2 protein-coding genes are annotated in these 12460 nt (G+C 73.2%); both read right to left on the reverse strand.

The window, feature by feature from the left end:
- Positions 1 to 69: 69 nt before the first annotated feature.
- On the reverse strand, positions 70 to 5754 hold the full coding sequence (locus tag EKG83_RS29245; protein ID WP_153278524.1) for an RHS repeat-associated core domain-containing protein: 5685 nt from the start codon (positions 5752 to 5754) through the stop codon (positions 70 to 72).
- Positions 5751 to 12395 carry a LamG domain-containing protein gene (locus EKG83_RS29250; RefSeq protein WP_033433860.1) on the reverse strand — a complete coding sequence of 2215 codons (6645 nt, stop codon included), beginning with the start codon at positions 12393 to 12395 and terminating at the stop codon, positions 5751 to 5753. The genes EKG83_RS29245 and EKG83_RS29250 overlap by 4 nt, the downstream gene beginning before the upstream one ends.
- Positions 12396 to 12460: the final 65 nt, after the last annotated feature.

The following is a 12460-nucleotide window of genomic DNA, read 5'->3' on the forward strand; positions in this document are numbered from 1 at the left end:
TTTCCACGGCGACCGGCCCGGCAGGGGGCTGCCGGGCCGGTCGGTTCGCGGGAGGGTCGGGACGACGGATCAGAACATGGCCCTCCCACCCCCGCTGTTGCGGTGCACCATCCCGTCGTCGGTCTCGTAGAACCCGGACCTCTTGGAGTTCTCGCTGCCCCAGCGGTAGTCGTCACCCGGGTTCGACCGGCCGGACCCGGAGCTCTTCCTGGACTGCGGGCCGAGGTTCGTCCGGCCGGGCATCTTGTGCTGGTCGATCCGCTCCTTGCGGCTGAAGATGCAGTCGGACGGGACCGCGAGGCCGGACTTGCAGTACGAGGCGCCCAGCGGCCGGACCGCGTCCGGCGAGTCGCAGCCGATGGTCTGCGACCGGTTGCCGGCGGCGTAGCAGCCCATGTCGGTGGCCGGTGCCGCCTCCAGCTCCGCCTGCTGCTTCTCCCACTCCTCGCGCTGCTCCTCCTGCTCCACCTGCCGCTGCTCGGGGTAGTGGTTCTCGAAGGTCATCCACGCGGCCGTGGCCGTGCCCAGGCCGGCGCCGTCGGCGCCCTTGGCGACGCCCTCCACCACCTTGCTCGTGGCCGCCGCCGACTCGTCGACGATCGACGCGGACTTCAGGGCCTTGTCCACGCCCTTGACCGCGATGCCGAGCGCCTTGCCGTAGATGCCGGTGATGGCCGAGACCCCGTCGAGCACGGCCGTCGCGTAGTGGCCGTCCTTGACCGACAGGACGGCGTCGGCGACCGAGCTGACCACGGCCACCGCGCAGAACGCCATCCCGATCGGTCCCGGGATCAGCGCGCCGATGCTCGCGAAGGTGGAGATGGCCCCGAACACCCGTCCCCAGAGGCTGCGCCCGGACGGGTCGGCGTAGGTGAGCGGGTTGTTGTCCGCGTAGGTGTACCCGTTCATCGTCTGCGGGTCGTTCTTGGTCAGCAGCGGGTCCACCGACAGGAACCGGCCCAGCGCCGGGTCGTACTCGCGGGCGCCGAGGTGCACCAGCCCGGTGGACGGGTCGTCCGTCCCGCCCACGAAGCCGCGCCCGCCGGGGAAGACCGGTGCCGTGCCCCGGGCCTCGCCGAACGGCGTCTGCCGCCTGCGGGTGACCTGGAGGTCGGTGCTGCCCACCGCGAGCTGCGCGGTGCCCTGGTGGTCGCCCGCCAGCCAGGTCAGGCCGGCCGCGTCGCGCAGCGCCACGGTCTGGTCGCCGAACTGGTAGTACCGGGTGGCCGACTTCGCGCCGGTCGCCTTGGCGACCCGCAGCTCCTGGCCGTCCAGGTACAGCGTGGTGCCGGTCGGGTCGCGGCGCAGCAGCCGCTCGCCGTCCGCGTCGTAGGCGAACTCGGTGACGTCGCCGCCCCGGGTGACCCTGGCCAGGTGCCCCTCGGCGTCCCAGTCCAGCACCTCACCCGGCTTCGCCTTGACGTTGCCGGCCGCGTCGTAGGTCACCGGGCCGGACACGTCCACGCCCGGCCCCCTGGTGGCGACCGCGTTCACGGCGTGCGCACGCGGCTGCCCGGCCGCCGGGTAGGTGGAGGTCTGGACGGTGTCCCCGCCGGGGGCGTGCTGGGTCCGGGTCAGCCGGTTGCCGCTCACGTCGTAGGTGAACGACAGCCAGTACGGCGCGACCCCGCCCAGCCCGGCCACGTCCGGGTCGTCCCCGCACGCGGCCGACGCGGGCGTCCACGCCTCGGTGAGCCGCTGGAGGTGGTCGTGGCGGAAGCACTGGGTGTCGGCCTGGCCCGGTGCCCGGTCCGAGACCGAGGTGACGTTCCCGGACGGGTCGTAGGTGTAGTTGACGTCGGACCGCATCGGGCTCGGCACCTCGGCGTCCACGATCGACCGCTGGAGCCTGCGGGTGTCGGGGTCGTAGTAGTGGGACAGCCACACCCGCTTGCCCCGGTCGCCCAGGGTGGTCCGGGCGATCTCGCCGTACCGGGTGTACTCGGCGCCGGACACGTAGTCGACCGTGCCGCCGTCGCCGCCGGTCATGGTCAGCGGGTGGCCGAGGTCGTCGTAGGTGTAGGACACCGACTCCGCCGCCAGGCCGGCCGCCCCGGCGAAGCTGCGCCCGGCCACGGAACCGTCCGCCTTGTACCCGACGTACGTGGTGTACGAACCGGCCAGGCCGGGTTCCCGCGCGGTGGCCGGGACGGTGACCGTGGACCCGGCGATCCCGCCGAGCGGGTCGTACGCCTCGACCGCGTCGCGGTAGGCCGCGCCGTCGGCGTACCGGGTGGACGTGGCGGGCAGGCCCTTGCCCAGCGCGGCGGTGTCGTAGGTCCACTCCGCCCGGAGCGGGCCGGTCGGCGAGTCGAGGCGTTCGGAGGTCTTCCGGTTGAGGCTGTCGTAGCCGAAGACCAGCACGGTGCCCCGGGCGTCCTCGCGGCTCGCCAGGTTGCCGACCTCGTCGTAGGCCAGGGTCATGACGCCCTTGTCCGGGTCCTCGTCCACGACCTTGCGGCCGTGCAGGTCGTACGTCCGCTTCCACACCTGCCCGGCCGGGTCGACGATCCGCGCCAGCCGGTCGTCGGGCGTGTACGCGTACGTGGTGGTGTCGTAGGCGCCCTGCGGCCGGGTCCCGTGGTACTGCCGCAGCTCTACCAGCCGCCCGCGGGCGTCGTAAATCGACGTCCCGGCGTTGCTCCCGGCCGGCGGGGTGACGGTCACCCGGTCGCCGTCGTAGTCGGCGGTGACCCGCCACAGCTCCCGCACACCGCCCTTGACGACCTCCGCCCGCTGCCGGCCGGCGCCGTCGTAGGTGCTGACGGTCTGGCTGGCGACCTCGGCGTCACCGGCGATCCAGATCCGGTCGTCGACCGGGGCGTCGTTGAAGTACGGGTTGGTCGTCCGGGACCGGCGACCCTGCGAGTCGTACGCGGTGTCCGCGATCAGCCGGCCGCCGTTGGGTGCCGGTGTCTGCTTCTGCCGCAGCCGCAGCAGGCCGTCGTAGATCTCCTTGCTCGTCGTGTAGTTGCCGTTCGGGCCGACGGACGTGGTGGTCACCACGGTCGGCTGGTCCCGGCGGTAGGCGTAGGAGAAGTACCGGTTGCCGTGCGGGTTCGACTTCCTCGGCCGGTTGGGCAGCCAGACCTCGGTGGTGCGGCCCAGGGCGTCGTAGGTGGTCTCGGTGACGTTGTTGTTCGCGTCCTTGACCAGCACCGGTTGGCCGAAGGCGGTGTCCAGGGCGGTGGTGGTCGCCTGGTCGGCGGCGTTGGTGACCACCGTCCCGGTCACCGGGCCGCCGACCTCCGGCGCGTACGCCGTCCGGGTCTCGTTGTTCCTGGCGTCCTTCGTCGAGGTCACCCGGCCGTAGGCGTCGTACCCGCTGGTGGTCTTCAGCGTGGTCACCGGGTCCTGGCCGGTCCACCGGTCCAGGTCCTCCAGGCGGGTGACGTTGCCGCGGACCGGCGCGGTGGCCGCGCCGGTGGCGCCGTCGTAGAAGCTCCTGGTGGCCGACACCGCGTCGTCCGGGAGCTTCGGGGTGGCCGTGCACGCCTTGGCCACCGTCGTGACCAGGGACGGGAGGTTGAGCAGCCACGCCGCGGTGTTCTCGGCGTAGGTGGTCGTCGTGCACCTGTCGTCGGCCGCGGTGGTGGTGTCGCCCAGGTCGTTGTTCCTGGTCGGCAGGCCGTGGGCGTTGTAGGTCGGCTCGGTCCTGCTGGTGCGCCAGCCGCCGGCGGACAGGGCCTGGTAGTCGGTCTGCGGACCGGGTCTGACCAGGTAGGCCCGGAGGCTGCCGCGGGTCGCGGTGGGCCCCTGGACCGACGGCGTGCCGATCACCTTGGACACCACCCTGGTGGAGTCGCCGTCGAACACGGTGGTCTCGAACTTCAGGCCCTGCAACCAGCGGTCGTCGGCGCGGGCCCCCTGCTCGGAGTCGACGACCTGCGCCGACCGGGTTCCGCCGGGCAGGCGGTCGCCGTTCATGCCCTGGTAGTAGCGCTCCTCGGTCATGGTCACCGGGCCGGACGGGTCCTCGGGCACGCCCTTGCGGACCTGCACCCGCTTGAACCCGTGGAACACGTTGTAGTCGCGGTGGTCGTCCTTGGTGAACTCCGAGTCGTCCCACGCCCAGGCGGCCCCGTCCGGGTAGGCGTACCTGGTCTCCTGCACGGGGTTGGCCGCGATCCGGTCGGACTCGGTGATCTTCTCGACCACGTACTTGTGGAAGTGGTCGGTCCGCTCGGCGAAGTCCTTCTTCGCCCACTTCACCGGGTAGCACCGCAGGGTGTTGCTCTCCGGCGCGGGCAGTTGCCGCCCGGCGGCGCAGTCCGGCTTGGCGTAGGTGATCTGGACCAGGCCGCCGGACTCCGACTCGATCCCGCTGACCCGGTAGCGCAGCAGCGGGCCGATGCCGTCGGCGTTCTCCACCCGGTTGGGCAGCTTGGTGCCCTCGAACCGCACCGGCGGCAGCTCGACCGGCGACCCGCCGGCCAGGCCGGTGTGCCCGATGCCCTTGAGCCACAGCGCGGGCTTCTCGCCGTCACCGCTGACCGGGAACTGCTGGTCGAGCTGCCACTGCTCGACCGGCCGGTAGCCGGAGCCGTCGCGGACGGCGGTGACCACCCGGTCCAGCCGCCTGGTCGACCAGAACGACGGGCCGTGCCGGTCCGGGCAGGTCGGCGTGTCGCACTTGTCGCCCCACGGCACGTCCGGCCAGTTGTCCTTCTTGTCCGGCGTGCAGTCGCTGCCCGGCACGCACCGGTCGGCGGTGACGAAGTCGACCCTGGCCGCGGCCGGTTCGGCGTTGGCGGTGTTCAGGCCGTACCGCGCGGACTTGAGCGTGCCGCCCCTGGTGTAGGCGACCGCGGCGTCCTTGCTGTTCATGCCGTAGGAGTTGGTCTCGGCGTCGTAGTCGTAGAGGATCTGGTTGCCGTTGCGGTCGACGACCTTGTCCAGGTTCCACCGCCACGGCATCGCGCACTGCGACGCCTCGAACGTCCCCTGGTGGCACGGTTCGCCGGCGTCGTCGCCGAAGACGGGCAGCTTCCACGTGGAGTTGGCGTCGCCGCGGGAGCCGAAGGAGTACTGCGTCCCGTCGACCGTGGTGATCTTCCACGACTCGCCGGCGTCGCCCGGCTTGCCGATCCGCTCCACCCGCGCGCCGTCGTCCGAGCGCGGGTGCCAGCCCTGCTCCGGGTCCAGGACCAGGTCGCCGCCCGACCCGCCGTACGACGAGGTCGCGTTGTCGCTGCGCCAGCACAGGTCACCGACGCCCTTGGGCGGGGTGGTGCCGTCCGCGGTGTCGTTGGCGCACGGGATGTAGGAGCGCTCGATGTAGCCGACGGACAGGTCCCAGCCGTCGCCGATCCACGACGCCTGGTTGTTCGTCGCGCTCGTCCGGCCGTCCACCGCGGACGACGCGTAGGACAGCGCGAGGGTGGGCGCGAACCCGCCCGGGACGGGCGGGACGCGCAGCGGGTAGGACCAGGTGAAGTCGCCGGTCTGGCCGGAGACGTCCCACTTGGCCGACGGGGACAGCGGGGTGGCCCGGCTGGTGCCGCCGCCGTCCACGCCGCCGCCGCCCGGCGGCTGGTTGCCGTGCAGCTCGTTGCCGGTGGCCTCGTCGGGGCCGCGCGAGGTGTCCATCCTCTGCTCGGTCACCTTCGCCGACGGGGTGTCGGGCAGCGGGACCGAGGGTTCGCCCGCCCACGCGAACGGGGGAACCGCGGTGGTCACCACCGAGGTGGCCAGGACGAACGAGAACAGGACGGCGAGGCGTCTGCTGCCGGTGCGCAAGGTTCCTCCGGTCATGGTCCGAACACCGCCGCTTCGGCGGGGGCGTCGACGAGCGCGTAACCCAGCTGCCGGTCCACCGGGCGGCCGGCGCAGGAGGGGTCCGCGGTGACGAAGCTGTCCGTGCCCCGGCACCGGTAGAGCGGCCTGCTGGGCCCGGCTGGCGCGACCGTCCAGATCCGGCCCTGCGAGCCCACGACGGCCTTGCCCTCGCAGGCCGGGTCGGTGGACGCGAAGGAGTCGTTCCCGTCGCGGCAGAGCATCAACGACGTGGTGTCGGGCAGCTCGGCCATTGCCAGCACGCCCTGCACCTCGGCGAACACCGAGGCCACCGGCGCGGTGTCGACGGTGGAGAGGTCGTCGTAGCCGGGCAGGACGTAGCGGGCCAGCGGGGCGTAGCCGACCGAGTAGCCCAGCAGGCCCTCGGACGTGCCGCCCTCGCACGTGTCGGACCGCGACTCGAACCGGTCGCCGCCCGCCTTGCAGCGGTGGATCGCGACGGTCGGGACGTTGGTCGGCCGTGCGGTGTAGACCAGGCCGATCCCGCCCAGCGCGGTCTGCCCCTCGCAGGCCGCGTCGGTCGAGGTGAACGCGTCGGTGCCGGACGCGCACGCGTACAGCGCGCGGGTGTTCGGCCCCGCGGCGGCCGCGCGGCCCAGGGTGCCCTCGAAGTGGTAGCCGGGGCGGACCCGGTCGGTCGGGCCGGTGTAGTGGTCGCCCGCGCCGTTGACGAACCGGCCGAGCTGGCCCGCCGGCGGCGCCGGCCACGCGGCCCGCTCCGCGATCGCGGCGTCGCGCAGGACGCCTTCCGCCACGTGCACCTCGTCCAGGTCGCCCCGGAAGAACCCGGCGGCCTGCCCGCCGGCCTTGGCCCGGCCGACCACCTGCCCGCCCGTCGCGGGCCACAGGACGGCCTCGTCGCGCGAGGCGACCAGCCGACCGTCGACGTAGAGCCGCAACTGCCGCGCCGGGTAGTCGTAGACACCGGCCAGGTGGGTCCACTCGCCCACCCTGGGCGCCACCACGTCGGCGGCGTAGACCAGCGGTGCGCCGTCGGAGTCCGCGGTGTGCGCCCCGAACACCCACCTGCCCGGCTCCGGCCGGTACTGCAGGACGTACCCGGAGTTGCGGTCGCCGTCCTGGCTGACCACGGTGGCCGGCTGGTCGGTGGCGCGCAGCCGGGCCCAGGCGGACACGCTGAAGCTGTCGTGCAGGGGGACGTGCGCCGGGTTGGTCAGCGAGCCGGTGCCGTCGAGCACCGCGGCCCGCCCGGTCACGCCGGGCCCGTAGGTGACGCCCCCGGCGACGACGGCGTCGTTCTTCCGCCAGGAGGAGTCCTCGGCGTTGCCCCCGTCGAACCGGTAGTAGCCCCAGTCCCCGTCCGGGACGTCGTCGTGGACCTTGCGCACCTCGCCGTCGGACAGCGCCTTGCCGTAGACGCGGACCTCGTCGACGGCCAGGCCGAAGTACGACGCGTTGCCGCCGTTCCACCTGGCCCGGCCGATCGACATCGGCCCGGGTGCGGGCAGGACCGCCACCCCGACCTGGGCGGCCGAGAGCAGGCCGTTGACGTAGAGCCGGAGCTGGTGCAGGCCCGCGTCGTAGGACATCGCCAGGTGCGTCCACTCGCCCGGGTTCACCGACTCGGTCGAGTTCAGGATCACCACGTCCTGACCGGGGTCGTCGACGTCCCTGGTGGGCACGATCACCGCCCACTTGCGCGCGGCGCCGTTGTACCCCAGGGAGAACGTGCTGAGCCGGGTGCCGTCCTGCCCGATCACCGCCTGGTTGGCGGTGCCCGCGTTGTCCAGGTACACCCACGCGGCCGCGGTGAAGCTCCGCGCGGTGTCCACGACCGGGCCGTCGGTCTCGGCGTAGCCCGAGGTGCCGTCCAGCCGCAGGCCGTGGGCGCCGCCGCGGCCGCCGATCCAGGTCACGCCGCCCTTGAGGTTGGCGGTCATGCCCCGGCCGCTGGTGTCCCCGCCGACCGTCCCGGTGCCCTCGTCGAACCCCCAGCCGGCCGCGTCGGCGGTCGGCAGCGTCGCCGGTGCCGTCTCCGCCGGGTAGGAGTGGAACAGCGCGGACACCCGGGTCTTGTCCAGCAGGCCGGTGTAGACCCGGACGTCGTCGACGTCGCCGACCCACTGCTCGGCGGCCCGGCCGGCCACCTCGCCGCGGCCGACCACCAGGCCCGCGCCCGCGGGCGGCCGCCACGGCGAGTTCAGCGTGCCGTCACCGACGCGCGTCCCGTTGACGTAGAGCCAGATCTTCCTGGTCGCCGGGTCGTGCACGCCGACCAGGTGGGTCCACCGGTCCAGGTCGGACGGCAGCACCGACACCGCCGCCTGCGTGACGGGTGCGGCGGCCGTGTCCGACTCCGGCATCTCGAAGCTCCACACCCCGAACGGGTGGTTGGGCTCCCGCACGTGCCCCAGCTTGAACTTGCTGGCGCTCGCGCCGTCCACGCTGACCGCGTCCATCTTGCAGCCACCGGGGTTGGCCTGGAAGTCGCACGCCTTGTCCGGCAGCCGCACCCACGCCGACACCGTGAACGCCTGGTCGGTCCGCACGTCCAGGCCGGTGGTGGTCACCGAGTCGGTGCCGCCGTGGAAGGTCGCGGCGTTGCCGACCCGACCGGGGACGAACCCGGCGTCGCCGTTGAGCGTGCCGCCCCGGGAGCCGACCGAGTCGGCGGCGTTGCGGCCGGAGGACTCGTCGAACCGGTAGCCGTGCACCAGCGACAGGTCCCGGCCGGCCATGGCCTGGATCTCCGAGGCGAACAGCGTCCGGGAGTAGCCGGCCACGTCGTCGACGGCGCCGGTGAAGTACTCCACCGGCGCGCCGTTCCACTTGGCCCGGCCGATCTTCAGCCCGCCCGTCGCGTTCCACGACCGCGCGTGCGCGGTGGACCCGGCGAGCACGCCGTTGACGTAGAGCTGGATCTGCCGCGCGCCCGCGTCGTAGACCGCGACCAGGTGCGTCCACTGCCCCACCTGCACGGTCCCGGCGAGGACCTCGTCCCGGGCCGCGGTCGGGTCGTCGCCGGCGAACATCACGAACGACCAGTGCCCGTCGTCGGACGCGCGGAGCTTGAACGCGCTGATCCGGTCGCCGTCCTGGGACACCACGGCGGGCAGGCCGCCGAGCTTGTCCACGCGTGCCCAGGCGGCCACCGAGAAGCTGCGGTCGGTGTCCACGGTGTGCGGCGCGTCGACCCACTGCCGACCGGTGCCGTCCAGCCGGGCGGCCAGGTCGGCGGAGTCGGGCATGCCCGACTGGCCCGCGGTGTAGACGCCGCCGTTGACCATGGTCGCGTCCAGGCCGTTGGGCGACGAGTCGGCGGTGTCGCCGTCCAGCTTCCACAGGCCCTTGGCCACCGCGTCACCGCCGACGATGCCGCGGATCTCCTCGTCGGACAGCACCCGGCTGTAGGCGCGCAGCTCGTCGAGCGAGCCGTGCCACGGGTTGCCGGTCGCGCCGCCGTCCTTGTTGCGGCCCAGCACCATCGGCCCGGTCGCGTTGAACGCGGCGTTCTTCACCGCGGTCCCGGCGAGCACGCCGTTGACGTAGAGCCGCATCTGCTTGGCGGGCGCGTCGTACACGGCCACCAGGTGCGTCCACTCCCCCACCTTCGCGGGCACGCCGCTGCTCACCGCCGCGTCACCGGGGTGGACGGCCTCGTCCGACCCGAACGCGTAGAACTCCCACCGGTCGCCCGCGGGGTTGGCCCGGTAGCCCATCAGCATGCCGCTGTTGACCTCGCCGAACTGCGCCACGGCCGTGGCCAGCGAGTTCGCGCCCCCGGTGCGGTCCAACTTCGCCCACAGGGCGACCGAGTAGCTCTGGTCGGTGCGCACCACCGGGCCGTCGGTCCGCAGGTGGTCGGCGTCCTCGTCCAGCCGCAGCGCGCCGTCCACGGCGCCGTCGGGCACGAAGTGCGCGCCGCCCTGCAGCACGCCCATGCTCCCGCCGGGCACCGCGTTGCCGGCGGTGGTGCCGGAGGTCTCGTCGAACTTCCAGTAGCCCAGCTGCACGTTGTCGCGGCTGACCGCGGCCCGGATGTCCGCGTCGTTGAGGGCCCTGTCGTAGATCTTCACCTCGTCGACCGAGCCCTGGAGGTGGTCCACGTCGGGGCGGGAGTCCCACATCGTCCGCCCGATGCGGACGGGCCCGGCCGCGTTCTCCGGCGGCGCGTTGACCTTGGCGACGCTGCCGGACAGCACGCCGTTGACGTACAGGCGGAGCTGCCCGGCCGGCGCGTCGTACACGCCGGTCACCTGGGTCCACGTGTTGAGCTGCGCGTTCGTCGACGACCACACCAGGTCGGCCGCGCCCTGCACGGCGTCCGGGTCGGCCATGGCGAACACCCAGCGGCCGCCGTTCTCGGCCCGGTACCACAGGTCGAACCCGGCGAAGGTGGTGCCGTCCTGGCTCACGACCGCCTGCGCGCCCTCGGCCCGGGTGATCCTGGCCCACGCGGACACGGTGAAGCTGCCGTCGGTCCGCACCGCGTTGGGCGCGGTCACGTACCCGCCGGTGCCGTCGAGCGTGATCGCGGAACCCACGGCACCGGGGCTGTAGCTGCTGCCGCCGGTGGTGGTGCCGTCGCGGTCGCCGAGGAAGGCGGTGTCCTTCGCGTTGCCCTCGAACGAGTACTGCGCCACCGCGCCGCTGCCCGGCCGCACGTGCACGTGCAGCAGGGTTTCCGGGCTGGTGTTCCCGGCCCGGTCGACGCTCTGCACGTGCAGGGCGCGCGGTCCGTCACCCGGCGGGGTCGTGGTCACGGTCGCCCCGCCGCCCAGCGCGTCGGCGTCCACCGCCTCGCTCTTCTGCTCGTCCCACCGGTACACGTAGTGGTCGACGTCGGCGACCCCGGCGGCCTCGAAGGTGAACGCGCCGGGCACGCCGACACCGCCGTGCCACCTGTTGTCGTCCTGGTAGAGGCCCGCGGTCACGGCCGGCGGGGCGGTCGGCGGGTCGCGGTCGACGACGAACCCCGGTCCACCGCGGGCGTCGCCGGTGTCCCAGCCGTCGTCACCGCGCAGCGACCAGGTGACCTCCTGGCCGTTGTGCGAGGTCAGGTCGTAGGTGGTGCTGTAGGTGTTGCCCTGCTGGAGCTGCGGCCCCCTGCGGTCCTCGACCTGGGAGCCGCCCTTGACGGACCAGTTCGCGGTGAGCTGGTCCGAGCCGTCCCCGTCGGTGATCCTGCCCTTGAGCCGGACGGTGTCACCGGTCAGGTACGCCTTGCCCGCGCACCACTTGCACACCACGCCCCTCGGCTCGGTGGTGAGGTCGGTGGCCGGGTCCGGCCTGGTGTTGTACTGCGCGACGATGCGCGTCGCGCCCCCGTCGTACTTGCGCCAGCCGTCGGTGTAGCCGCTGCTCTCGTTGGCGGCCCGGATGAAGTACGCCGACCACCCGGACGGGTTGTAGTAGCCGCCGAGGTTCCAGCCGATGCCCTTGTTGCCCGCGCACCCGGTGTAGGCGGGTTGGGCGTTCGCGCTGCCCACCCGGGTGCCGCCGGGCTGGTTGTTCCAGGTGAGGTTGGCGTCGAAGGTGGAGTTGGCGATCCACAGCTCGTGCTGGGCGTCGGCGCAGCGCGGGCTGTAGAGGATGGTCGCGTTGAGCGAGATGCCGATGACGCGCTTGCCGTTCAGGAAGCTCGTGTCGAACTCCCAGAACGACCGCGTGGCGCCGATGTCGTTGCCGCCGGTGCAGCCGGTCAGGCCCGAGCAGCGGCCCACCTTGGCGTACGAGTCGACGTCGCCGCCGCCCCACCAGTGCCTGCTGTCCGGCTTGCCGGAGAACACCTTGGCCCAGCCGGCGATGTCGAACGTGCGCCAGTCCGGGTCGATGGTGACCGGGAACGCCGTGCCCGGGTCGGTCAGCAGCCCCTGATCGGGCACCAGGGTCAGGGACGTGCCGTCGAGCTCCAGGCCGACGGGCGCGGTCCGGCCCTCGGTCGCGTCCCACATGGTGGCGGGCGGGGTGCCGTAGCGGACCTTCCCGTCGGGGTCGGTGGCCCGGAGGGCTCCGTCCTCGGCGGTGACGGTCACGCCGTCGGCGTGGAGGTCCATCCTGATCCGGGCCAGCGCCGGGTTCCTCGCGGCCTCGGGGGTCTTGACGACCAGGTGCTGGGTGACGCCGTCGGCGGCGGCGGTCAGCTCCAGGTCCACGCCGGGCAGGACGTCGCGGTAGGTCGCGGTGGGGCCGTCCAGCGACGGCACCGGCAGGGCGTCGGGCCAGGTCAGCGTGATCGGGCCGTACCTGAGCAGCGGGCCGGTGCCGCCGCCGGACAGGGTCGTGCCGGTCACGACCGCCCTGGGGCTGACCGTGCGGTCCGGGTTCGCCGCGAGCACCGGGTCGACCGGTGCCCACGAGTCGCCCCGCCTGACCTGCGTCGGCCGCGCGCTCAGCTCGGCCAGCATGGTGCCGTCCGGCTGCGCGGACACCTTCCGCGTCGGCGTCCCCAGCGACGTCACGACCACGGGTTCGCCCTGCCGCCGCGCCGCCGCCACGGCCACGGCCTGGTCGGCCGACTCGCTGATGCGCGGGGCCGCGACCGGCGCGGGCTCCGGGTCGTCCTGGGCCGCGGTCACCACGAGCGCGACCCCCAGCAGCGCCATGACCAGCGCGAGTGGCTTTCTTCGCCACGTCATCTCGTCCTCCACCCCTCCGAGGCAATTGCCGGGCGAAGTGCAGCAAGACGACGATGCACGGACCT

The organism is Saccharothrix syringae (genome assembly GCF_009498035.1).
GTDB lineage: Bacteria > Actinomycetota > Actinomycetes > Mycobacteriales > Pseudonocardiaceae > Actinosynnema > Actinosynnema syringae.

Bases quoted from the DNA above. Each gene is read 5' to 3' on its own strand.
- EKG83_RS29245 (WP_153278524.1), bottom strand. From the start codon at position 5,754: ATGACCGGAGGAACCTTGCGCACCGGCAGCAGACGCCTCGCCGTCCTG.
- EKG83_RS29250 (WP_033433860.1), bottom strand. From the start codon at position 12,395: ATGACGTGGCGAAGAAAGCCACTCGCGCTGGTCATGGCGCTGCTGGGG.